The sequence below is a fragment of the Streptomyces sp. NBC_01320 genome, from assembly GCF_035974375.1.
Lineage (GTDB): Bacteria > Actinomycetota > Actinomycetes > Streptomycetales > Streptomycetaceae > Streptomyces > Streptomyces yanii.
In genome coordinates, this window is record NZ_CP108390.1 from 4,602,558 (window position 1) to 4,625,822 (window position 23,265).

22 protein-coding genes are annotated in these 23,265 nt (G+C 70.2%); 8 read left to right on the top strand and 14 right to left on the bottom strand.

Translation table 11 applies throughout. From position 1 onward, the window contains the following. The first annotated feature begins 2 nt into the window (after window positions 1-2). Window positions 3-1,433 (top strand): pyruvate kinase, encoded by a 1,431-nt coding sequence (gene pyk, locus OG395_RS20680; protein ID WP_327244286.1) that lies wholly within the window; start codon window positions 3-5, stop codon window positions 1,431-1,433. A 102-nt stretch (window positions 1,434-1,535) separates the two neighbouring features. On the opposite strand, the gene OG395_RS20685 is transcribed toward pyk, so the two are convergent. From OG395_RS20685 to OG395_RS20700, 4 genes are all read right to left on the bottom strand, one after another. Further along, complete coding sequence (locus OG395_RS20685; RefSeq protein ID WP_327244287.1) at window positions 1,536-2,810, bottom strand: hypothetical protein; 1,275 nt, start codon at window positions 2,808-2,810, stop codon at window positions 1,536-1,538. After that, window positions 2,800-3,387: a DUF6114 domain-containing protein gene (locus OG395_RS20690; RefSeq protein WP_327244288.1), complete on the bottom strand. Its 588-nt coding sequence runs from the start codon at window positions 3,385-3,387 to the stop codon at window positions 2,800-2,802. The genes OG395_RS20685 and OG395_RS20690 overlap by 11 nt, the downstream gene beginning before the upstream one ends. A 97-nt stretch (window positions 3,388-3,484) precedes the next feature. Further along, complete coding sequence (locus OG395_RS20695; protein WP_327244289.1) at window positions 3,485-4,123, bottom strand: DUF6230 family protein; 639 nt, start codon at window positions 4,121-4,123, stop codon at window positions 3,485-3,487. A gap of 598 nt (window positions 4,124-4,721) precedes the next feature. Beyond that, a complete protein-coding gene (locus OG395_RS20700) occupies window positions 4,722-5,699 on the bottom strand; it encodes a tetratricopeptide repeat protein (RefSeq protein WP_327244290.1) in 978 nt (325 codons plus the stop codon). Window positions 5,700-6,017: 318 nt separating this feature from the next. Between OG395_RS20700 and OG395_RS20705 the strand changes: the two genes are divergently transcribed. Then, the gene (locus tag OG395_RS20705; RefSeq protein WP_327244291.1) at window positions 6,018-6,647 is read left to right on the top strand and encodes a TetR/AcrR family transcriptional regulator; all 630 of its coding nucleotides are present in this window, start codon (window positions 6,018-6,020) and stop codon (window positions 6,645-6,647) included. Window positions 6,648-6,666: 19 nt separating this feature from the next. Here the strand turns inward: OG395_RS20705 and OG395_RS20710 are convergent, their stop codons facing one another. The 4 genes from OG395_RS20710 to OG395_RS20725 form a co-directional block, all read right to left on the bottom strand. Further along, a complete protein-coding gene (locus OG395_RS20710; RefSeq protein ID WP_327244292.1) occupies window positions 6,667-8,367 on the bottom strand; it encodes an acyl-CoA mutase large subunit family protein in 1,701 nt (566 codons plus the stop codon). 75 nt (window positions 8,368-8,442) lie between these two features. Continuing rightward, a complete protein-coding gene (locus OG395_RS20715) occupies window positions 8,443-8,775 on the bottom strand; it encodes a DUF3817 domain-containing protein (RefSeq protein WP_327244293.1) in 333 nt (110 codons plus the stop codon). A 62-nt stretch (window positions 8,776-8,837) separates the two neighbouring features. After that, window positions 8,838-9,347: a MarR family winged helix-turn-helix transcriptional regulator gene (locus OG395_RS20720; protein ID WP_327244294.1), complete on the bottom strand. Its 510-nt coding sequence runs from the start codon at window positions 9,345-9,347 to the stop codon at window positions 8,838-8,840. Window positions 9,348-9,357: 10 nt separating this feature from the next. Beyond that, window positions 9,358-10,839, bottom strand: a complete 1,482-nt coding sequence (locus OG395_RS20725; RefSeq protein ID WP_327244295.1) for an MFS transporter — start codon at window positions 10,837-10,839, stop codon at window positions 9,358-9,360. 74 nt (window positions 10,840-10,913) lie between these two features. Here OG395_RS20725 and OG395_RS20730 point away from each other — a divergent pair, with 74 nt between their 5' ends. Continuing rightward, complete coding sequence (locus OG395_RS20730; RefSeq protein WP_327244296.1) at window positions 10,914-11,912, top strand: ArsR/SmtB family transcription factor; 999 nt, start codon at window positions 10,914-10,916, stop codon at window positions 11,910-11,912. Between the two features lie 56 nt (window positions 11,913-11,968). Here the strand turns inward: OG395_RS20730 and OG395_RS20735 are convergent, their stop codons facing one another. After that, window positions 11,969-12,262 (bottom strand): MTH1187 family thiamine-binding protein, encoded by a 294-nt coding sequence (locus OG395_RS20735; protein ID WP_030916057.1) that lies wholly within the window; start codon window positions 12,260-12,262, stop codon window positions 11,969-11,971. Continuing rightward, window positions 12,259-12,609: a DUF3817 domain-containing protein gene (locus OG395_RS20740; protein ID WP_327244297.1), complete on the bottom strand. Its 351-nt coding sequence runs from the start codon at window positions 12,607-12,609 to the stop codon at window positions 12,259-12,261. The genes OG395_RS20735 and OG395_RS20740 overlap by 4 nt, the downstream gene beginning before the upstream one ends. A gap of 211 nt (window positions 12,610-12,820) precedes the next feature. Between OG395_RS20740 and OG395_RS20745 the strand changes: the two genes are divergently transcribed. The 4 genes from OG395_RS20745 (at window position 12,821) to OG395_RS20760 (ending at window position 15,482) form a co-directional block, all read left to right on the top strand. Continuing rightward, complete coding sequence (locus OG395_RS20745; protein WP_266990470.1) at window positions 12,821-13,453, top strand: AIM24 family protein; 633 nt, start codon at window positions 12,821-12,823, stop codon at window positions 13,451-13,453. Next, the gene (locus OG395_RS20750) at window positions 13,453-14,103 is read left to right on the top strand and encodes an AIM24 family protein (protein ID WP_327244298.1); all 651 of its coding nucleotides are present in this window, start codon (window positions 13,453-13,455) and stop codon (window positions 14,101-14,103) included. The genes OG395_RS20745 and OG395_RS20750 overlap by 1 nt, the downstream gene beginning before the upstream one ends. Further along, a complete protein-coding gene (locus OG395_RS20755) occupies window positions 14,100-14,867 on the top strand; it encodes an AIM24 family protein (RefSeq protein WP_327244299.1) in 768 nt (255 codons plus the stop codon). Before OG395_RS20750 ends, OG395_RS20755 begins: the two co-directional genes overlap by 4 nt. 138 nt (window positions 14,868-15,005) lie before the next feature. Continuing rightward, the gene (locus OG395_RS20760) at window positions 15,006-15,482 is read left to right on the top strand and encodes a MarR family winged helix-turn-helix transcriptional regulator (protein ID WP_327244300.1); all 477 of its coding nucleotides are present in this window, start codon (window positions 15,006-15,008) and stop codon (window positions 15,480-15,482) included. Between the two features lie 75 nt (window positions 15,483-15,557). Here OG395_RS20760 and OG395_RS20765 read toward each other — a convergent pair whose 3' ends face one another. Together OG395_RS20765 and OG395_RS20770 are read right to left on the bottom strand one after the other, a co-directional pair. Beyond that, the gene (locus OG395_RS20765; protein WP_327244301.1) at window positions 15,558-17,048 is read right to left on the bottom strand and encodes a sensor histidine kinase; all 1,491 of its coding nucleotides are present in this window, start codon (window positions 17,046-17,048) and stop codon (window positions 15,558-15,560) included. Then, the gene (locus OG395_RS20770) at window positions 17,045-17,704 is read right to left on the bottom strand and encodes a response regulator transcription factor (protein WP_327244302.1); all 660 of its coding nucleotides are present in this window, start codon (window positions 17,702-17,704) and stop codon (window positions 17,045-17,047) included. The genes OG395_RS20765 and OG395_RS20770 overlap by 4 nt, the downstream gene beginning before the upstream one ends. Window positions 17,705-17,824: 120 nt before the next feature. Here OG395_RS20770 and OG395_RS20775 point away from each other — a divergent pair, with 120 nt between their 5' ends. Continuing rightward, window positions 17,825-18,454, top strand: coding sequence for a PepSY domain-containing protein (locus OG395_RS20775; RefSeq protein ID WP_327244303.1), 630 nt, complete (start codon window positions 17,825-17,827; stop codon window positions 18,452-18,454). Here the strand turns inward: OG395_RS20775 and OG395_RS20780 are convergent, their stop codons facing one another. Beyond that, window positions 18,455-20,701, bottom strand: coding sequence for a protein kinase domain-containing protein (locus OG395_RS20780; protein WP_327244304.1), 2,247 nt, complete (start codon window positions 20,699-20,701; stop codon window positions 18,455-18,457). A gap of 28 nt (window positions 20,702-20,729) precedes the next feature. Continuing rightward, window positions 20,730-23,228, bottom strand: coding sequence for a protein kinase domain-containing protein (locus tag OG395_RS20785; RefSeq protein WP_327244305.1), 2,499 nt, complete (start codon window positions 23,226-23,228; stop codon window positions 20,730-20,732). Window positions 23,229-23,265 lie beyond the last annotated feature (37 nt).

Here is a 23,265-nt window from a genome sequence, read left to right on the forward strand (position 1 = left end):
TCATGCGCCGTTCCAAAATCGTCTGCACCCTCGGTCCCGCCGTCGACTCCCACGAGCAGCTCGTCGCTCTAATCGAGGCCGGCATGAGCGTGGCCCGATTCAACTTCAGCCACGGCTCCCACGAGGAACACCAGGGCCGTTACGACCGCGTCCGCCGGGCCGCCGCCGAGACCGGCCGGGCGGTCGGCGTACTCGCCGACCTCCAGGGCCCGAAGATCCGCCTGGCGAAGTTCGCCGAGGGCCCCGTCGAACTGGTCCGCGGGGACGAGTTCACCATCACCACCGACGACGTCCCCGGTGACAAGTCGATCTGCGGTACGACCTACAAGGGACTGCCGGGCGACGTCGACAAGGGCGACCCGATCCTGATCAACGACGGCAACGTCGAGCTGAAGGTCGTCGAGGTCGAGGGTTCCCGGGTCAAGACCATCGTCATCGAGGGCGGGGTGATCTCCGACCACAAGGGGATCAACCTGCCGGGTGCGGCGGTGAACGTCCCGGCCCTGTCCGAGAAGGACGTCGAGGACCTCCGCTTCGCCCTGCGGATGGGCTGCGACCTGGTCGCCCTCTCCTTCGTGCGCGACGCCGACGACGTCAAGGACGTCCACAAGATCATGGACGAGGAGGGCCGCCGGGTCCCCGTCATCGCCAAGGTCGAGAAGCCGCAGGCCGTCGAGCACATGGAGGGCGTCGTCATGGCGTTCGACGGTGTGATGGTCGCCCGTGGCGACCTGGCCGTCGAGTACCCCCTGGAGAAGGTCCCGATGGTGCAGAAGCGCCTCGTGGAGCTCTGCCGGCGGAACGCCAAGCCGGTGATCGTGGCGACCCAGATGATGGAGTCGATGATCACCAACTCGCGGCCGACCCGCGCCGAGGCGTCCGACGTCGCCAACGCGATCCTGGACGGGGCCGACGCGGTCATGCTGTCCGCCGAGTCCAGCGTGGGCGCGTACCCGATCGAGACGGTCAAGACGATGTCGAAGATCGTCGTCGCCGCCGAGGAGGAGCTGCTCTCCAAGGGCCTGCAGCCGCTGGTCCCGGGCAAGAAGCCCCGTACCCAGGGTGGTTCGGTGGCCCGGGCGGCCTGCGAGATCGCGGACTTCCTGAACGGCAAGGCGCTGGTCGCCTTCACCAAGTCCGGTGACACGGCCCGTCGGCTCTCCCGCTACCGCGCCGCGCAGCCGATCCTGGCCTTCACCACCGACGAGTCCACCCGGAACCAGCTCGCGCTGAGCTGGGGCGTCGAGGCCCACGTCGTGCCGCACGTGGACAACACCGACGCCATGGTGGACCTGGTCGACGGGGAGCTGCTGAAGCTGAGCCGCTACAACGCCGGCGACACGATGGTCATCACGGCCGGTTCGCCCCCCGGCGTCCCCGGCACCACCAACATGGTCCGGGTGCACCACGTGGGCGGCAGCGACCGCGGCTGACGAGCCGACCGCACCGGCATACGACTGTGGCCCGCATCCCCTTCGACGGGGGTGCGGGCCACAGCCTTGTGCGGCTCCCTGACGGGTCCTTGAGTCACTTCATCAACTGGCGCCGCCGGTGAAGTAGTTGTGCAGCCCGGGCACCGTGAGCGTGCCGCCGAACTGGCCGGCCTGGGTGACCTTCACGTTGGTGAAGAACGCGAACGGTACGTTCAGCGGCGGCGGGGTCTCGGGGCTGAACGTGATGGGGATGAGGCCGAAGAGGTTGCCCTTCAGCTCCTCCGTGTACATCGTCACCGTGCCGTCGCGGATGGTGGACGTCGAACCCTTTCGCGCCTGGACGTGGCCGGTGGTGCCGCCCGGACCCTCGGTCAGCTGGTGCAGGTCCTTGATGTCGATGGACGACGCGGTGAACTTCAGCACCTTCTTCGTGGTGCCGTCGCCCTTCTCCACCTCGACGATGCCCTTGTAGTCGAGCCCGTTCAGGGTGAGCAGCGAACTCTCCAGGATCCACGGCTGGTCCGGAACCCTGGGGATGCCCTGCTCCAGGTCCGCCGCGGCCAGCGCCTTGGGGTCGGCGGTGGGGCACGGGAACGGCTGCTTGGCACCGTCCGGGATGTCGACGTCCTTCTTGGGGTCGAGTCCCTTGGCGCTCTCGTCGAGCTCCTCGACCGACGTGCCCGCCTTGTCGGCCGCCTCGCGGATGGCGTCGGCGGTCTTGCCGACCGTGTCCTTCGCCGCGTCCGTCACCTTGGATACGGGCTTCTCGGCGGGCTCGCTCGTCGCGGACGCCGACGGCTTCGGGGACGCGGTGGTGGCGCTCGGGGACGGGCTCGCCGTCTCCTGGCCCGGTCCGTCGAAGAGGTCCTTGAGCGCGTCGCCGACACCCAGCGGGTCGAGCGGGTTGTCCGTCGCCGTCGGCGACGGGGAGGCGCTCGGCGCCGCGGCGGGCGCCTCGCCCTGCTGGTCCGCCGCGCCGTCCGCCGACGGGGTCGCCGACGGCTTCGGCGTCGCCTCGGCGCTCTGGTCCGCACCACTGTCGGCGGCACCGGTGGAGGCGCTGGTGGACGGGGACGGTGTCTTCGTCTCCGACGCGGACGCCGAGGGCTCCGGCGACTGGCTCGGCTCGTCCGAGCGCGTCACACACGGGCCCGGCGCGAACGGGATGTCCGTCGCGTCGTCGGCCAGCGCGAGCTTGGGGGTGAGCCCCATCCCGACGAAGACAGCCGTCGGCATCGCGGCGAGCGCGAAGGCCTTGCCTGCGGGTATGTGCAGCTTCGTCAGCAGCGACTTCCTCGGGGCCGCGTGGCGCGGCCCGCTTCTCGCCCGGAGATCCTCGCCCCCGGTCGAGTTCAGCTGCGTCTCGTCACCCCGCACTGTTCCTCCCGCCGCCTGCGTCAACTTTGCCGTTCGTGCTGTCGTCGTTCCACGGAGCGGGACCGGGGCTGTACGTCCCCGCGGCACCGCGCTGCGGGTCGGAACCGTCCGGCAGCGCACCGTCGGGCCCTGCCGGGTCCTTCGGGGAACGTCCGGGCTCGGCCGACTGCTCGGCGACCGGCGTGCCCGGTGCCCAGGAAAGGGCGAGGCAGCCACCGATCATGGCGAGCAGGAATCCGATGAGGAATCCGCCGAGGTTGGACACCGGGATGGAGACCAGCGCCAGCAGGATCGAGGCGACACCGGCGAAAACCCGGACGATTTGGTGGTACCACATGGTCAGACCGAGCGTGACCAGCAGTACACCGATGATCAGTGAGCCCGCACCCGCGGTGGTCGCCATGGCCAGCGTGAGGTGGCCGATCTTGAGATTGGCGTACGGGAAGTACGCAATCGGCGCCCCGCCGAGTGCGGTGAGCAGGCCCGCCCAGAACGGCCGGCTGCCCCGCCAGGCACGGAAACGCTGCCGAAGGACGCGGGTGTAGTGCTCGTTCTGCCCCGTGGAGTCGGCGCTCATGGAAAACAGCTCCCTGGAACCGGTATTGCTGTGAAAGAAGAGGGAGCCGGTCGGGCGGAGCAGCGTGGCCGCTCCTCCGCCCGACCGGACGGAGTGCTTAGTAGCACTCCTTGACGCCGTTGTAGAGGCGCATGCTCAGCCCGCTGAGCTTGAAGGTGCCGGCCGTGGTGGCCCACGCCTTCTGCTTCACGTTGTCGAGAATCGCGCGGTCCGCCTGCTGGGCGAAACCGTTCTCCTTGATGTTCTCGCCGGACTTGATGGCCGGACCCTTGCTGGCGTCCTTCGCCGCAACACCGATGTCGATGTTCTTGAACGTGGCGTCGGCGTCCAGATCCGCGACATCGAGGTACAGGTTCTCGGCGTGGACCGGGGTACCGCCGCCGCCGGCCTTCAGCATGAGGCTGACGGACCCGAGGACCGGGATGTCCGGCGTGACGACGGACTGGCACATGCCCGTGATGTCGGCCGACTTGAACGACGAGATCGCGACCGGGTGCACCGTCTTCGCGTCACCCTTGAGCTCCGCGTAGCCGACGTCTATGCCGCCGTACTGCGAGAAGCCCTTGCCGTCCAGGTGCTGCGCTGTCACCTTGAACGACTGGCCGGACACGCTGAACGACGCGGCCAGCGCACCCTGCGCCAGGGCTACACCGACCGCGGCCGTCGCGGCCACACTCGGAACCATGACGAGAGCGAACCGCTTCCATCTGGTCCCGCCACGAACTTGGGACTCCATGACTTTCCTCCTTCTCGGACGTACATCTCCGGTCCGGGCCTGGGCCCGTCCTGGGATGGGAGAAGTGCTACGTCCTCGGAAAGGAGAGCGCCGGAACCGGAGGCGTGAACCGCGTCCGAATCACTGGCGATCACCCCCGAGCGACAACCACTGGCCACGCGTTCGCGCAACCTGTTCGAACAGGCCCTGCCGGACGGCAGGAACCCCCCTGTCCGCGGTCGGCGCCACTGCCGCCGACCCACTCGGTGGGGACCCAAATCTGCCGCCGCGCCGACTGGCGGTCGGGCTGGCGTCATTGGACCGAGCGTGGCCGATCGTGGTGCATTAGCGCCCGCGACACAAGGGGGTTCGTTACTGGCTAGTAACGGCCCGATAACCAAGGCACGACAGGGCGGCGCCACCCGGCCACACAGGGTGGCAACCTTCGCAAGGAGGAAAGGGAGAATTGAGGCCCTTAAACGGACAGAACCCCACGCACGATTTACTGGCAGTAACAGTCCGCGCTTTTATCAAGATTTGGTAAAGCGAGGGCGACTATTGTCGCCGGATCGCGAAAACGGCCGTGACGCCCACGGGACGCCACGGCCGCGTTGTCAGATCAGAACAAGACGCGCGCCAGCGCCGTGCGGGCCGCGACGACACGCGGATCGTCGGGGCCGATGACCTCGAACAGCTCCAGCAGCCGCAGCCGCGCCACGTCCCGGTCGTCACCGAAATTCCGGCGCACGGTCTCGACGAGGCGCCCGAAGGCATCCTCGACATGACCGCCGACCAGGTCCAGATCGGCGGCGGCGATCTGCGCCGCCACATCGGCGGGCTTCTCGGCGGCATCGTTGCGGACCTGCTGCGGGTCCATGTCCTGCACCCGGCCGAGCAGTTCGGCCTGGGCGAGGCCGAGCTTGGCCTCGGTGTTGGCCGGGTCGTCGACGAGCACGTTCTTGTACGCCTGGACGGCACCGCCGAAGTCATTGGCGTCCAGCGCCCGTACGGCCGCTTCGAGCAGTGCGTCGTACGGTCCCGCGGGCACCTCGGCCGGAGCCTGCCCGGCGTCCGGGCCGGCGGCCTCCTGGTCGACCGCGATCCCGGTGAGCCCGAACCGCTCCTCGCCGACCTGGATCAACTGGTCCAGCGTCTGCCGGATCTGAGTCTCGGGGGCCGCGCCCTGGAAGAGCGGAAGGGCCTGCCCGGCAACGACGGCGAAGACCGCCGGGATGCCCTGGATGCCGAACTGCTGCATCAGCATCTGGTTGGCGTCGACATCGACCTTGGCCAGCACGAAGCGGCCGTTGTACTCGTGGGCCAGGCGCTCCAGGAGCGGGCCCAGCTGCTTGCACGGCTCGCACCACTCGGCCCAGAAGTCGATGACGACGGGAACCTCGACGGAGCGCTGGAGGACATCGCGCTCGAAGCCCGCCTCATCGACATCGATCACCAGGGAGGACGGGGGGACGGCACCGCCACCACCCTGCCGGGCGGCCTCGGCACGGGCCTGCTCCGCCTTCACCTTGGCCTCGCCGGCCGCCTTCACCGCGGCGAGGTCGACGACGCCGCTCATGGACATGTTCCTAGGCTGCATACGTACATCCTCCCCCCTCGGCACGCCGTTCCGGAAAGCGATCCGGGAAGCGCATCCGTCCGTGGTACCCGCCGGCGTGCGGGACGCGCGGACCTACACGGTCCAATGACCCCCGAAGGGCCTGTTTTCGGTGCCGGGTCCCCACCCGGCACCTGTGGCTGTCGTTCGCTCGTGGCGTGACGACGGCCTGACCGTCGTCCTTACGCTACGGCCCGTAGCGTAACTGTCCCGCGCCTCTCACGCACAGGCGTGTCCGGTGATCTGTCTCACGGCGAACGCGACCGGTCGGTTCTCCTTACTGGCGGGTATGGTCTCGGCATGCTGAGCCACGGCCACCCCGAACCCGCGCGACCGGGACGACCGCGCAGCGCCGCGGCCGATGAGGCGATCCTGGAGGCCTGCCGCGCGTCCCTGGTCGACCTCGGCTGGTCGAAGCTGACGATGGGCGATGTGGCGACGCGGGCCGGGGTCGCCAAGACGACGCTCTACCGGCGCTGGGCAGGCAAGAACGAACTGGTCGTGGACGCCGTCGCGGTCCTCTTCGACGAACTGGAACTGCCGGACCTGGGCAGCCTGTCGGCCGATGTGCAGGGCGTGGTGCTGCAGTTCGCGGCGCTGCTGGACCGCCCGGAGACCAGGACGGCGCTGATGGCCGTGGTCGCCGAGTCGACCCGTGACGACGCGCTGCGGACCCGGATCCGCGATTCGATCGTGGACCGGCAGAAGCGGCTCGTACTGCTGGGACGGCAACGGGCGCAGCAGCGCGGCGAACTGCCCGTCGAACCGGACGAGGCGTCGGCGGCCTCGACCGCCGACCTGATCTTCGATGTGATCGCCGGTGCGGTCGTGCACCGGACGCTGGTGAGCGCCGAACCCGTCGACGAGGACTGGGCCCGGCGCTTCACCGTTCTGCTGCTTGCGGGGCTGGGCGCGGCAGCCGCCACGTAGCGGGCGGCCCCGGAGGCCCTCAGAAGCCGGGCGGCTCGGTGTACGTGCCCCACTCGTCCCGCAGGACCCCGCAGATCTCACCGAGCGTCGCCTCGGCCCTGACGGCGTCCAGCATCGGTCCGATCATGTTCGAGCCGTCGCGGGCGGCGGCCAGCATCGCGTCCAGCGAGGCGCGGACCCGGGCGTCGTCGCGGGCGGCCTTGCGGACGGCGAGCTCGCGGACCTGCTCGCGCTCGACCTCGTGGCTGACCCGCAGGATCTCCAGATCGCCGGTGACCGAGCCGTGGTGGACGTTGACGCCGACGACGCGCTTGTCGCCCTTCTCCAGCGACTGCTGGTACCGGAACGCGGACTCGGCGATCTCGCCCGTGAACCAGCCGTCCTCGATGCCGCGCAGGATGCCGGAGGTCATGGGCCCGATGGGGTGCTGCCCGTCCGGGTGCGCCCTGATGCCGCGCTCCTTGATCCGGTCGAAGATCTTCTCGGCATCGGCCTCGATCCGGTCGGTCAGCTGCTCGACGTACCACGAACCGCCCAGCGGGTCGGCGACGTTGGCGACGCCGGTCTCCTCCATCAGCACCTGCTGGGTGCGCAGGGCGATCTCCGCCGCCTGCTCGGACGGGAGCGCGAGGGTCTCGTCGAGGGCGTTGGTGTGCAGCGAGTTGGTACCGCCGAGGACAGCGGACAGGGCCTCGACCGCGGTCCGCACGACGTTGTTGTACGGCTGCTGAGCGGTCAGGGAGACCCCGGCGGTCTGGGTGTGGAAGCGGAGCCACTGCGCCTTGTCGGTCTTGGCCCCGTACACCTCCTTCATCCAGCGGGCCCAGATCCGGCGGGCGGCGCGGAACTTGGCGATCTCCTCGAAGAAGTCGAGGTGTGCGTCGAAGAAGAAGGAGAGACCGGGGGCGAAGGTGTCGACGTCGAGCCCCCGGGAGAGGCCGAGCTCCACATAGCCGAAGCCGTCGGCGAGGGTGTAGGCGAGCTCCTGCGCGGCCGTCGCCCCGGCCTCGCGGATGTGGTAGCCGGAGACCGAGAGCGGCTTGTACGCGGGGATGTCGCGCGCGCAGTGCTCCATGAGGTCGCCGATGAGGCGCAGATGGGGCTCGGGCTGGAAGAGCCACTCCTTCTGCGCGATGTACTCCTTGAAGATGTCGGTCTGGAGCGTGCCGTTGAGCACCCCCGGGTCGACGCCCTGCCGCTCGGCGGCGACCAGGTACATGCAGAAGACGGGGACGGCGGGTCCGCTGATCGTCATGGATGTCGTGACGTCGCCGAGCGGGATGTCCTTGAAGAGGACCTCCATGTCGGCGGCGGAGTCGATGGCCACACCGCAGTGCCCGACCTCGCCGAGCGAGCGCGGCTCGTCGGAGTCGCGGCCCATCAGCGTCGGCATGTCGAAGGCGACACTGAGCCCGCCGCCGCCCGCGGCGAGGATCATCTTGTACCGCTCATTGGTCTGCTCGGCGTTGCCGAAGCCGGCGAACTGGCGGATGGTCCAGGTGCGGCCGCGGTAGCCGGTCGGGTAGAGACCCCGGGTGAAGGGGTACTCACCGGGCCAGCCGATCCGCTCGAACCCCTCGTACGTGTCCCCGGGGCGGGGCCCGTACGCGGGCTCCACCGGGTCCCCGGAGAGCGTGGTGAAGTCCGCGTCACGCTTGCGGGCCTTGTCGTAACGGGCCTGCCAGCGTCGGCGGCCTTCCTCGATCGCGTCAGCGTCCATGCAACCCAATTTACTAGGACGTCCTAGTAAATGTCGATGACAAACCGCCCGGTGCTTTGCACGGGGCGGTTCGGGTCAGACTTTGGCTGTCACCGGGGAGCTGTCCGCGATCAGCGGCTCGACCTCCTGGACGACCTTGCGCTCGACGAAGAACGCGGCCGTCGGGATCGTGCCGGAGATCAGCACCCAGAGGAGCTTGCCGAGCGGCCACTTCGCCTTGGAGCCCAGGTCGAAGGCGAAGATCAGATAGATGATGTACAGCACACCGTGGATCTGGGAGACGACGAGCGTCAGCCCCGCACCGGTGTCGAAGCCGTACTTGAAGACCATGCAGGTGCAGAGCACCAGCAACATGACGGCGGTGACGTAGGCCATCACCCGGTACCGGGTCAGCACGCTGCGTTTCATGACGTCGAGCGTAACCGGGCGCCGGGGGCGATCTTGCAGCGGGCCGGGGGTCGCGCGCGGCTCTACTTCTCGTCGAAGTCCCTGGCCGCGATCCGCAGTGGGCGCAACAGTGCGAAGATCTCCGCGCACTCCTCGGCGTCGTACACCCCGAGCCCGAACTCCATGTCCACCAGGTCCCGGGTGGCCGCCTCGACGACCTCGCGGCCCTTGTCGGTGATCGAGGCGAGGGTGCCGCGGCCGTCGTTCGGATTGGGGCGCTTGCCGACCAGACCGGACCTGACCAGCCGGTCCACGGTGTTCGTGACGGAGGTGGGGTGGACCATCAGCCGCTCGCCGATCTTGGACATCGGCAGCTCCCCCTCCTTGGAGAAGGTGAGCAGCACCAGCGCCTCGTACCGCGCGAAAGTCAGCCCGTACGGTTTGACGACCGCGTCGACCTCGGCGAGCAGGATCTGCTGCGCACGCATGATCGAGGTGATCGCCCCCATCGAGGGGACAGGACCCCAGCGCTGCTGCCAGAGTTCGTCGGCGCGGGCGATGGGGTCGAACGGGAGACTGAGCGGCTTCGGCACGGCATCGACCTTACCCACTGGTCATATGCCGGTCAGCCCCGTCTCGAACTTCGGTCCGAGGACCGTGCACGGGTTCCGTCCTTCTGACCTCGCGGACGAGGACGAGCGTGCACACCGTACCGATCACGGCGGCCCCGGCGACCACCTGATGCACGGGGACGAATTCGGCGGCGAGCCCGGCGAGTGCCATGCCGATGCCCTGGACCGTCATCAACCCGGCGGTGAGCAGGGTCATGGCCCGGCCCCGCAGCTCCTCCGGGACGGCGTCGACGAACCACTGGTCGAGGCCGATGACGTACGCCGCCCCCACCCCGGCCAGCACGAGCGCGACGACGCTCGCAACCATGCCGGGGCGGAACCCGTACAGCACGAGGGGCAGCAGCCCTGCGGCGGCGACCGGCAGCACGATCCTGGAGCGCAGGCGCGGGGCGAGCACGGCGCCCGCGTACAGCTCGGCACCGATGTGACCGACCGGCATCGCGCACATGAGGAGTCCGAGCGCGGCCGGACCGACACCGATCTCGTCCGCGTACGGTGCGGCGAGCGCCTCCGGCGCAACGACGAACATCGCCGGCAGCCAGAAGAGCAGCATCAGCGCGCGGATCCTGCGGTCGGCGAGGACGGTACGGGCTCCGGCGAGCGAGTCCTTGAGCAGGGCGCCGCCACCGTCACGGCCGCTCCGGGCGGGCCGGTTGCGGGTGCCGAAGCGGAGCAGCGCCGCCGAGCAGAGGAAGGTCCCGACGGTGATCGTGATCGCCCCGCGCGCGGAGACCGCGGCGAGCAGCACACCGCCCACCCCGAAGCCGATCAGCAGTGCGCTCTGGGAGACGATCCGCAGCAGGGAGCGGCCCAGTACATAGAGGTCGCCCTCGCCGAGGATGTCGGTGAGCGCGGCCATACGCGTCCCGGTGAAGACGGGCGACACGGAGGCGACGAGACAGCGCAGTGCGAGGAGCCCGCCGACGGGGGTGCCGGGCAGCACCATGACGGCGACACAGCCCGCGCAGATCAGATCGCAGGCGACCAGGACCCGGCGGGCGGGGTAGCGGTCGGCGACCCCGGCGAAGAGCGTGCCGCCGACGAGGTACGGGAGGAAGCCGAGCGCGAAGGTGAGGGCGCTGAGCAGGGGCGAGCCGGTGAGGTCGTAGACGAGGACGGTGAGCGCGAGCTCGCTGACGACGACACCGAGGAGGGAGAGCAGGTGCGCGGCGAAGACGGCACGGAACTCCCGTACGGCGAAGACGGCGCGATAGCCGCGGGGTGTACCGGGGTCCGGGACGGATGCCGCAGTCCGGAGCGCGGGCGACGGGTTCGGGTCAATGGGGTCGGCGCGCTCCGGGGACGGGGCCGGGGACGGCGCCGCTCCCGTGGGGTCGACCTTCGCTGTGCGGCATGCGGCTGACGGTGCGTGGGGTGTTGGGCCCGTCGGGCCGCTCGGGGGGTCCACCGCATCGCGGGGGCCGCCCGCAGGGGTGGGGCTGTTGCTCGGCATGGACGCAGCGTGGAGGAGCGTGGCCCGCGCTCCATAAACTTTCGGCTGACACCGAATCTTCGCGAGGTGCGCCGATGCCGTTCCATCTGCATTTCGACGAGAGCGATCTGCTGCGCTGCAGGTTCGCCCTCTCCCCGCTCTGGGAGACGCAACAGGCGGTACGCACCCTCCTGCGCCCGGGGAACCACGGCTACCACGAGCCGTGGCTGCGGCGCATCCGGAGCGCCGCCACCGGGCTCGAGCTCGGGCCGCTCTGGTCGCTGATGCCGACGGGCGGACACAATCCGGACTTTCTCTGCCCGCCGCCGCTCGGGCCCTATGCCTCGTTCGAGGAGGAGATCGCCGGGGTACGCGCCATCGACCCCGAGCTCGTCCGTGAGGATCTGGCGCTGACGCTCGCGTGTGTGCCGGGGGCGCTGGACTCCCCCGCAGGACGGGCGATGCTCGACGACCCCGCCCGCGCGCAACGGGAGCTGTCCGCGCTTCTGGAACAGGCATGGCGGGTCCTGGTCGAGCCGGACTGGCCGCGGCTGCGCGCGTTGCTGGAGGCGGACATCGCGTACCACTCGCGCCGGCTCGCCGCGGTCGGCTTCGCACGGCTGCTCGGCGAGTTGAGTCCCCAGCTGAGCTGGGCGGACTCGACGCTCACGCTCGTCGGGATGCGGGGCCGACACTCCCGGGTGCTCGGTGGGCAGGGTCTCGTCCTGATGCCGAGCGTCTTCGCCTGGCCGGATGTGGTCAGCGGGTACGAGCCGCCCTACCAGCCCGCGGTGATCTATCCGGCGCGCGGGATCGGTGGCCTGTGGACGGAACCCGCCGACCGTACGCCGCAGACGCTCGCGCGGCTGGTCGGGCGGGCGCGGGCCGATCTCCTGTGCATGCTCGACGAACCGGCGGGGACGAGCGCCCTCGCCCATCGGCTCGGCCTCGCGCCGTCCTCCGTGTCGGAACATCTGTCGGTGTTGCGGGCAGCGGGGCTGCTGACCTCGCGCCGGTACGGGCACCAGGTGCTGTACGAGCGGACGCCGCTAGGGATCGCACTGGCGGTGGAGCCCGAGACGCGCCCCGGGTGACGGAGACCCCCCTCGCCGTGCGGCGCGGGGGGTCTCCGGGTGGTAACGGGGGGACGTCAGCCGGCGAGGTACCGCTCGACCGTCTCGACCTTGGAGGTCAGCCCGTCGGTGACACCGGGCCGGATATCGGCCTTCAGTACGAGGGAGACACGTCCGGCACGGGCCTCGACGGCCGCGACGGCGCGCTTGACGACGTCCATGACCTCGTCCCACTCACCCTCGATGGAGGTGAACATGGCGTCCGTACGGTTGGGCAGCCCCGACTCGCGGACGACCCGGACGGCGTCGGCGACGTACTCGCCGACATCCTCGCCGACCCCCAGCGGGCTGACGGAGAAGGCGACGATCACGCGCTGACCACGCCTTCCCGGCGGGCGCGGGCGGCGATGACGCCGTCGGCCTCGTAGCGCTTCAACACCTTGTCGCCGTACAGCCCGCCGAACGGCAGCAGCGCCAGCAGGAAGAAGAACGCGACGCGCTTGAACGGCCACTTGGTCTTGGACCAGACGTCCAGCAGCAGGACGGCGTAGATCACGAAGAGCACGCCGTGCAGGATGCCGAGCGGCATCATCAGGAAGTCGATGTCCGAGACGCGGCTGAGGATCGAGCCAAAGATGATCAGCGCCGGGAAGGAGAGCGCCTCGGGAATCGAGATGAGGCGCAGCCGGTGCAGGGCGGTAGCGGTCTTGATGTCCACAAGGGCACCTTCGGTGGGAGGGTCGTCACAGCTTGTGAATACAGGCACAAGCGTGTCCCATTGTGGCATCGGCACCCACCGGGCCCAGGGGCGGGGGCCCGGTGACACTCCGGGGAACGTATCAGCGCATATCAGGGTGGACTCAGGGTCCGGATAGGCCCAGAGACCCTGTCGGGCCCAGGCCCCCTGCCGTTACCGTCACTGGGTGGCAATGTTCCGACTCCAAGGCAGCAAGACGCTCGCCGTCGATCTGACCGGCGACGCCGTCAAGGCGAAGAACGGCTCGATGGTGGCGTACGACGGCCGGATGGCGTTCAAGAAGATGTCCGGCGGCGGTGAGGGCATCCGAGGCATGGTGACCCGTCGGCTGACCGGCGAGCAGATGACCGTGATGGAGGTGAGCGGGCAGGGCACCTGTTACTTCGCCGACCGCGCGAGCGAGATCAACCTCGTCTCGCTGCGAGGCGAGAAGCTCTACGTGGAGGCGAGCAACCTGCTCTGCACCGATGCCGGGCTGCGCACCGGGACCACCTTCACCGGGCTGCGCGGCGGGGCGACCGGCAACGGCCTGTTCACCACCACCGTCGAGGGCACCGGCCAGGCGGCGATCATGTCGGACGGTTCGGCCGTGGTGCTGCGGGTGACCGCCCAGTACCCGTTGTTCGTCGACCCCGGCGCGTACATCGCCCACCAGGGCAATCTGCAGCAGCACTTCCAGTCCGGGGTCAACTTCCGGACGCTGATGGGCGAGGGCTCGGGAGAGTCGTTCCAGATCAGATTCGAGGGCGAGGGTCTCGTCTACGTGCAGCCGAGCGAGCGGAACACCATCGGGGGCGATGTCTGATGCCGTTCCGTGAGATCAACTCGAAGATGGTCGAGGCGACGGTGGTCCCCGGCCAGAAGATGTTCAGCCAGCGCGGCGCGATGCTCGCGTACCGCGGCGAGGTGTCGTTCACCCCGAACATCCAGGGTGGCCAGGGCGGCATGATGTCGATGATCGGCCGCCGGATGGCGAATGAGGCGACGCCACTGATGACCGTCGAAGGCAGCGGCACGGTGATGTTCGGCCACGGCGGCCATCACATCCAGGTCATCAACCTGGCCGGCGACACGCTGTACGTGGAGGCCGACCGGCTGCTCGCCTTCGACGGGACGCTGCAACAGGGCACGATGTTCATGGGGTCGCAGGGCGGGGTCATGGGCATGGTGCGCGGCCAGGTGACCGGGCAGGGCCTGTTCACCACGACGCTGAAGGGTCACGGCGCGGTCGCGGTGATGGCTCACGGCGGGGTGATCGAGCTGCCCATCACGCCGGGACGCGAGGTGCATGTGGACCCGCAGGCCTATGTCGCCCACCACGGCGACGTGCGCAACAAGCTCTCCACCGCGCTCGGCTGGCGCGACATGGTGGGGCGCGGCTCCGGCGAGGCGTTCCAGCTGGAACTGAGTGGCAGCGGCGCGGTGTACGTCCAGGCGTCGGAGGAGAAGCTGTGAGCACGCCCGTGATCTTTGACCCGATGACGCTGCCGTCGGACGACAACGTCAATGCGTACACCTTCTGTGTGGAGCTCAAGGGGAGCCAGTGGTTCCTGCAGAAGGGCAAGATGATCGCCTACTACGGGCGGATCGAGTTCAACGGCATCGGCCACGGACGGTTCGAACGGCTGATCCGGACGAGCTTCCACTCGCCGCTGCACGCGAGCGACTGGGTGGTGGCCGAGGGCAGCGGCAAGATGCTGCTCGCCGACCGGGCCTTCGACGTCAACTCGTACGACCTGGACGACGGGAACCTGACGATCCGGTCCGGCAACCTCCTCGCGTACCAGCCGACGCTGGCACTCAAGCAGTCGATCGTGCCGGGCTTTCTCACGCTGATCGGTACGGGGAAGTTCGTAGCGGCGTCCAACGGTCCGGTGGTCTTCATGGAGCCGCCGCTGCGGGTCGATCCGCAGGCTCTGGTGGGCTGGGCGGACTGCCCCTCGCCGTGCCACCACTACGACCACGGCTACATGACGGGCGTGATGGGCGGTCTCCGGTCGCTGACCGGGATCGGCGGGACCTCGGGCGAGGAGCATCAGTTCGAGTTCGTCGGCGCGGGCACGGTGCTGCTCCAGTCGACCGAGGTCCTGATGGCGGAGCAGCCGACGGGGGCGACGCCGCAGCAGGCAGGGGTCCCCGGTGGCGGTGCGGGTCAACCCGGCGCCAACCCCCGTCTGCCCGGCCAGCTGGGGGACCTCCAGCGTCGCTTCGGTTTGTGAACGGTAGTCTACGGAGTGTGACATCGAACGCCCGCGCCCAGCGCTGGAGCCGTTTCCGGAACCGGAACCCCGGGCCGGTGCCGGGCATCACAGCACTCCACTTCGTCCGGCTTTCAACATCTTAGGTAGAATCCACATATGGAGACCGAGACGGCCACCCAGTGGCTGAGCGACGCGGAGCAGTGCGCCTGGCGCACCCACCTGGACGTCAGCAGGCTGCTGATGCATCAGCTGGAGAAGGACCTCCAGCCGTTCGGCCTGACCAACAACGACTACGAGATCCTGGTGAACCTCTCGGAGTCGGAGGACCAGCGCATGCGGATGAGCGACCTCGCCGCGGCCACACTGCAGTCCAAGAGCAGGCTCTCGCACCAGATCACCCGCATGGAGACAGCGGGGCTGGTCCGCCGGGAGAACTGCGAATCCGACCGCCGTGGTCTGTTCGCGGTGCTCACGGAGGCGGGCGCGGAGACGATGCAGAAGGTCGCGCCGCACCATGTCGCATCGGTGCGCAAGCACTTCATGGACCTTTTGACGCCGGAGGCACTGGCGGACCTGCATGCGGCGCTGACGCCGGTTGCGGAGCATCTGCGGGGGCGGCGGGGCAAGCCGTAGCACGCCCCGGGCGCGCGTGTGCGGGGGCGGCGATGCACGGGGATGCGGCGATGCACGGGGGCGCGGGCTCTGTCCTCAGTCGCCCGATGGGCTTGATTCCGTTCCGGGCAGGCGCAGTGCGAAGCGGGCGCCGCCCTCTGCGGCTCGGGTCGCTGTCAGAGTGCCTCCGTGTCGGTGGGCCACGTCTCTCGCGATGGGGAGTCCCAGACCCGCGCCGCCCTCGTCCCGGGACCGCGCATCGTCGAGGCGGACGAAGCGTTCGAAGACGCGCTCGCGTTCGGGTTCCGGGACGCCCGCCCCGTCGTCGGTGACCGCGACGACCACGCTGCCGTGATCCCTGAAGACGGACACGGCCACCGAGCTCTCCGCGTGACGCTCCGCGTTGTCCAGCAGGTTGCCGATCACGCGCGCCAGTTGCCCGCGCGATCCGGTGACTTCGAGGTGCCCCGACTCCGGTACGGACATCGCCACCGGGATCCGGTCGCCGGTGCGCTGCAAGACCTCCTCGTGGACCAGAGCGCCCAGGTCCACCGGGGTGTTCCCCGGCCGCTCCCCCGCGTCCAGCCGGGCCAGCAGCAGCAGATCGGCGGCCAGCGCCTGGAGTCGTACGGTGTCGGCGACCGCGCCGCGCAGGTCCAGCAGCTCCGGATGGGCCTCGCCCACTTCCAGCTGCGTGCGCAGCGAGGCGATCGGGCTGCGCAGCTCGTGCGAGGCGTCCGCGACGAAGCGGCGCTGCCGGCCGACGGAGGCTTCCAGCGCGGTCAGGGTTTCGTTGGTGGTACGGGCCAGCCGGGCGATCTCGTCGCGCGAACCGGGCTCCGGCACCCGCCGGGACAGGTCCTCGGACGCCGTGATCGCGGCCATCTCCGCCCGGATGCCCTCGACGGGCCGCAGCGCGCGCCTCGTCACCAGCCAGGTCACCGCGGCGACGACGAGAAGCATGACGGGCAGCCCGATCAGCATCGCCGCGCGCACACTGCCCACCGCCTTCTGTTCGGTGGCGAGCGGGGCGCCCGCGTGGACGGTCAGGGTCACGCCGGTGCTCGTGGTCGCGGAGACGGCGGCGAAGCGGTAGTCGGCCGTGTCGCCGTCGACGGTGGCGGTGCCGTTGGTGAAGTCCGGGTCGTCGGTGGACACCTCACCGCGGGCAGGGGTGTTCGCGTCGTCGTCGCGGTGGTCGTCGCCGCCGTGGCGGTCGCCGCTTCCGTCGTCGTCGCTGCCGCTGCCGCTGCCGGAACTTCCCGGCGTCGGCGACGCGTTGGGCGTGACCCGGTCGGTGCCGGTCCCGGAGACCGCCTCCAGTTCCTTGGACGCGGCGACCAGCCGCCCGTCCCCGTCGGTCACCTGGACGGGGTGCTCCTCCACGTCGGGCAGGTCCAGCCGCCCGTACGGCACATCGAGGGCCAGCTGCCCGGCGACCTCCCGGGCCGCCACCTCCGCCTGCAGGCCCGCCTGATCGGTCAGGTTGGCGCGCAGCACGAGGAGTACGGCGATCCCCGCACCGATCAGCGCGACGGCGACCACGACCATGGCGCCGGCCGCGGCCCTGGCCCGTACCGACCTCACAGCGCCTCCAGCCGGTAGCCGGCGCCCCGCACCGTACGGATGGACGCCGCGCCGAGCTTGCGGCGCAGTGCGCTGACGTACACCTCGACGATATTCGGGTCCCCGTCGTACGCGAAGTCCCAGACGTGTTCCAGGATGTCCGCCTTGCTCACCACCTGGCCCACCCGCAGAGCCAGCTGCTCCAGCACGGCGAACTCCTTGGCAGTGAGCGTGACTTCGTCCTCGCCGAGAAGAACGCGGCGAGCGGCGGTGTCCATCCGCAGCGCGCCGACGGTGATCACGGGCGAGGCGGAACCGCCGCGGCGTCGCAGCAGCGCCCGGATCCGGGCGACCAGCACCACGTAGGAGAACGGCTTGGTCAGATAGTCGTCGGCGCCGGTGTCGAGCCCCTCCGCCTCGTCGTACTCCCCGTCCTTCGCCGTCAGCATCAGGATCGGCACCTCGTCACCGGCGGCGCGCAGAGCGGCGCAGACCCGGTAGCCGTTCATCCCGGGCAGCATGATGTCGAGGATCACGAGGTCGTACACCCCCTCGCTCGCGCGGTGCAGCCCTTCGAGGCCGTTGTGCACGACATCCACGGCGAAGCCCTCGGCGGTGAGTCCCCCGGCCAGGGACATCGCCAGCCGTCTCTCGTCCTCCACGATCAACAGGCGCATACGCACAGAGTCGCAAACCGAACCTGAAGACGGCTTCAGGTGGCTTCAGCCTGCGTTCAGCATCGCCCCCGCAGTGTGGAGGACATCGCACATCGGCCATCCGACAGGGGAGGAACCCACATGAAGCGCAAGATCGTCGTCGCCGCCGTCACCGCGGCCGTACTCATCGGCGGCGGGACCGCCACAGCCGTCGCCTTTGCGGACGGCCACGGCCGGGACAGCCATGACGACAGCAGTCGCAACGCGACCACCCGCGTCGGCCACGACGACAGCAGCCGCAACGCCACCACCCCCGTCGGCCTGGACGACGCCGTCGCGGCGGCCGTCAAGGCGGTCCCCGGCACGGTCACCGAGGCCGAGCGGGACGACGAGGACGGCAAGCCGGTCTGGGAGCTCGACCTGTACGGCTCCGACCGGACCTGGCACGACGTGACGGTCGACGCGCGCAGCGCGAAGGTGCTCGGCACGCACGCCTCCGACGACAACGACGACCGCGGCCGGCACGCTCCCCGCTCGGCGCCGGTCCCGCTCGGCGCGGCGGTGGACGCGGCACTGCGCGCGGCGCCGGGCACGGTCACCTCGATCGAGCTGGACGACACCGTCGGCCGGAGCGGCGCGCTGCACTGGGAGGTCGACATCACGGGCAAGGACGGCAACCGTCACGAGCTGAACGTGGACGCGAAGACCGCCGCGGTCACCGCGGACCGACCGGACGACGGCCGCCACGGGGACGACCACGGCGACGACTGATCAGAGCCCGTACCCCGAGACCACCAGCCCTGTGGCGAAGATCAGAAAGTTCATGTCGCCGCTCGCGATCAGCACCGGCTCGGTCTTCTTCCCGGGCCAGCCGGTGTAGCGCTTCCCACTCCTGCTCTCGTTGTTCCCCTCCGCATGCAGGTCGTACGACTCCATCGACTCCTCTGTGGTGACAACGACCTGGTCACCCACCACATGGGGCGTGCCGTCGAAGCCGAGTGTGTCACCGCTGGTCCACTTCAGTCCGCCGTCGGCAAGACCGTACGCGTACACCTGGTTCTCGGCGGTCACGACGACCGTGCCGTCGTCCGAGACGGCGGGCTGCCTGATGGCATGGATCCCTTCGGCAATCGTCCGCCCGCCCTGCTGCGGGGAGTTCACATCGATGACGTTCAGGCCGACGTCGGCCGTGCAGAGCAGCTCGTGCCCGGCGAGCACCGGTGAGCCGCACCGGTCTCCACCGTTCTCGACTCGTCCGGCCGGCCGGCCGCTCGCGGCGTCCAGAACGTCGAGGGAACGGCCCACTACGACGACCCGGTCCCCGGCGGCGGCCAGCGTGACGTCGCCCCCGTCGACCGGGCGCGTCCACAACTGCGCGCGGTCGCCGGTGAGTCGACGGGCATACAGCTTCCCCGCCGATGCTCCTTCGTCCTGGGTGACGTACAGGAGGACGTCGTCCTTCTCGATAGCGGTGGTGGCGCGCTGCCCGGCGGGGAGCGGCAGGCTCCACGCCTCATGGCCGTCCCGGATGCGGAACGCGACGAGGCGTCCGTCCGCGAAGGCGTAGGCAGTGTCCTTCACCGCCCCACCCATCAACGCCGCCCCCGTCCCGGCACCCGCCTTCCACAGCTGTGAGCCGTCCGCGGCATTCAGCGCGGTGACGCCTCCGGTTCCGGCGCAGACCAGTGCCGCGCTCGCCAGCACACATCCCACTTCGCCGTCCGCGACTTTCGCACTCCAAGGATGCCAGTCGACCGACCGGAGCGAGCGGTCCGCGCCCGCGCTCCCGAAGTCTCCGGTGTGCCCCGCGTCCGCGGCGGGAACGACGACCGGTCCGGTCGGCCGTTTCACGGCCGGCGTGGCCGCGGACCCGCTCGGGCCGGCACCGGTCGCCGCACCACCGCCGCTTCCGCCCGGCTTGAACAGACCGGGCAGGAGCACAAAGCCGAGCACGAGAGATACGACGACAGCGGCGACCGCCGCTCCCATGCGCAGCCGCCCGTTCCGGGATGCGCCGCCCGCCACGGTCGTACCGACTGCAGGGGCATACCCGGGGAAGGTCGGCGTTCGGGAAGGGTGCGCGGGCATCGGCCGGTCCGCCGACGCCGGTGGAACCGCGTCGACACAGGCGCGGGCATCGGCCTCGTACGAGGCGAGCTGCGCCCGCACCCCGTCCGTCCATACGAATCCCCCCGGCGCCGCTTCCCTCGGCTGCAACAGGGCGATCAGTTCCTGCGGGGTCGGCCGGTCGGCAGGGCTGCTGCTGAGGCATCGCTCGATCACCACACGCAACTGCGTCGGCACACCGGCCAGTTCGGCATCTCCCTGGGAGATCCGGAAGATCACGGCCGCCATGTCGGAGTCGTCGAACGGCCCCCGTCCGCTCGCCGCGAAGGCGAGGACCGCGCCGAGGCAGAACACATCGGACGCCGGTACGAGCGCCCGCGAGCCGTTGACGTGCTCGGGCGAGATGTAGCCCGGGCTGCCCACCACGACCCCGGTCCGGGTCAGCTGAGTGGCGTCGAAGGCCTGGGCGATCCCGAAGTCGATCACCTTCGGCCCGTGGGTGCCCAGCAGCACGTTGCCGGGCTTGAGATCGCGGTGGAGCACGCGCACGGCGTGCATGTCGGCGAGGGCACGGGCAAGACCGGCGCCCAGCGCCCGTACCACCGGCTCCGGCAGCGGACCGCTGCGCGTGACTGCTTCAGCGAGCGAGGGACCGGGGACATACTCCGTCGCCAGCCAGGGCAGCCGGTCGCCGGAGTCGCCACCGACGAGGGCCGCGGTGTGCTCACTGTGCACGAGACCGGCGGCGTCGATCTCGCGGCGGAAACGGATGCGGAAACCGTCGTCGAGGTCGAGATCGGCGCGGATGGTCTTCAGCGCGACGAGACGCCCGTCCTCGGGCACGACCGGCCTGGCCAGATACACCTCGCCCATGCCGCCCGCGCCCAGCAGCCCGAGCAACTCGTACGGACCGATCACCCGACGTCGTCCGGCCGGAAGCGGCTCGATCACCGCACACTCCACTTCACCCGGGGACGGTTCATTCGGGCAGCGGCACGGAGACCACCGTGCCCTGGTCGTAGATCACATGGACCACGCCGCCAACGGGCAGGAGGACCGGGTCGAGGAGTTCCTTCTCGAAGTCCACGCCGTTCGTGACAGCGTCGTACGCCGGCGCGACCGTCGGGCCCGGCGCCCCGTTGAGCACCGTCCGGCGGACCGCGCCCGGCCTGCCGTCCCTACCGAGCGGCACGGTGTACAGCGCGGAGCTGTCCGCCCACACCACCCGGCCCGCCACGATCATGGGGTCGGAGGTGGGGTTCGACCGGCCGCCCGGCGCCGACAGTTTCAGCGGGTACCGGCCGACGGCGCTCTCGTCCGCCCCGCCGACCACAATCATCTGCGGCTGGGCGGCACCGGCCTGGTCGGTGGCTTCGAGCGCCTGCCGCCGCAAGGTCACGACGTTGTCGGCGACCGCGCCCAGCAGCGTGTCAGCGACGGATCCCTTGGGCAGGCGGTATTCGTCCGGCTCGCCCAGCCCCGGTCCCTTCAAGCGCAGAAGGGTCAGGTCACCCCGGAAGTCGCCGCGTTCACCGGTGGACACGTAGGTCGGGCAAAAGACCGCGGATCCGCGCACTCTGACGGAGTCGCACCCGGTGTCGGGAATCTCGTCACCTGTCGTCTGCGTCGTCGGTCCGGCGGCCGTGCCGAGCACGTTGCCGTCCTTGATCCGATAGGCCCTCACACCATCCGATGTCATGGCGTAGAGCGCCCCGTCCTGGGCGGCGAGCGGCCAGTAGTTGCGCTTCTCGAAAGAGGCCAGATCCTTCTTGGCCAGCGGTGCGCGCCACTTCTCGGTCCCGGTCCGCAGGTCGTACGCCAGGAGCTCTGTGCCTTCGGGCAGTTGCAGCGACGCGACGAAGACCATGCCGTCGGCGACCAGCGGTTTGCTCTCCGGCGTATAGGCCCCGCCGGCCCGCGCGTCCCAGCGGACCTTGCCGGTCCTGGCGTCCAGGACCTGCACCCGTTGCGCCGCGACGATCACGACAGTGTCGCCGGAAACGGCGGGACGGGTGGCGCCCGCGGGCATGAAGAACTGCCCGCGCGGCCCGTAGCCGGCGGACCGTCCGGTCTCCCCCGCGTCCCGGGACCACAAGTGCCTGCCGTCGGCTGCCGACAGCGCCTCATAGGTGCCGTCCACCATCCGGCACACGACCACGCGGTTGCCCGCCGTGCAGCCCAGCGGAGCCTTGGTGAACTTCCCCCGCCAGGGCTTCCATCCCGCGGGACGAACCTGTCGGCCGTACGGAACCGTGCCCGAGCCGTCCAGTCCACCGTCCTCGTCCACTCCGGCGACCATTGCGACGGGCGCGGGCGAACTCCCTCCGGAAGAAGCAGTGTTGTTGCCAGCGTCGTTGTTGCGCAGGGCCAGGATCGCGCCTGTCGCCGCACCCGCGAGGACCAGTGCCACCAGAGCGGCCACCAGGGCGCGCCGCCGGGGCGGGCCTCCGGCCTGGGGGAGCCCGGGGCCCTGCGTATGCGCGACATGCAGACCGGGAGCGAAATCAGTTCCCTGGGTGGGAAGTTGATGGATCAGCGCCCGGCTGCCGACGGCCGCCTCGGTCGGCGTGTAGCCGGGCAGCAGCGGTCCGTCGAGGGCGCGGACCCGGGCCAGTTCCCTGCCGTACTCGGCGATGTGCTGCCGTACCGGCTCGGGCCACTGCCGCGCCGCGCCCGGGGCGAGCCGCTCGACGAGTCCGGCGGCGGTCGGGCGGTCGGCGGGCTCGGCGGTCAGGCAGTCGGCGAGAACGGCGCGCAGCGCGTCCGGCACGCCTTCGAGATCGGCCTCGACGTACTTGACCCGGTACAGCACGGCGGCGACCGGCCCGTCACCGAAGGGATCGCGGCCGGTGGCGGCGAAGCAGAGCACGGAAGCGAGACAGAAGACGTCGGAGGCGAAGGTGACGCGCCCGCTGCCCGCCACGTGTTCCGGAGACATGAAGGAGGGGCTGCCGACCATCCGGCCGGTGGTGGTCAGCGGGGCGGCGCCGCCGTCCCGCGCGATCCCGAAGTCGATGACCCGCGGACCGTCCTCGGCAAGCATCACATTGCTGGGCTTCACATCCCGGTGCACGACGCCGGCCGCATGGACGGCCGCGAGCGCGCGGGCGAGCCCGGCGCCGAGCATCCGTACCTCGCCCTCGTCCATCGCGCCGGCCCGGCGGATCGCGGCGGACAGGGTCGGCCCGGCCACGTATCCGGTGGCCAGCCAGGGCACTTCGGAGTCTGCGTCCCCGTCGAGCAGCGGCGCGAGGAAGGGGCTGGTGACGGAGCGGGCGACCGCGATCTCGCGGCGGAAGCGGCTGCGGAAGCCGGGATCCTGCGCGACGTCCCGGCGCACGGTCTTCAGGGCGACGGGTGCGCTGCCGTCCCCCCGGTCACCGAGGAAGACCTCTCCCATACCGCCCGCGCCGAGCCGGGCCCGTACACCGTACGGCCCGATCCGTCCGGGCGAATCCTCGCGCAGCGGCCCCAGCATGTGTCGCTTCCCCCCGGTGTGCATGACATGCGTCCGA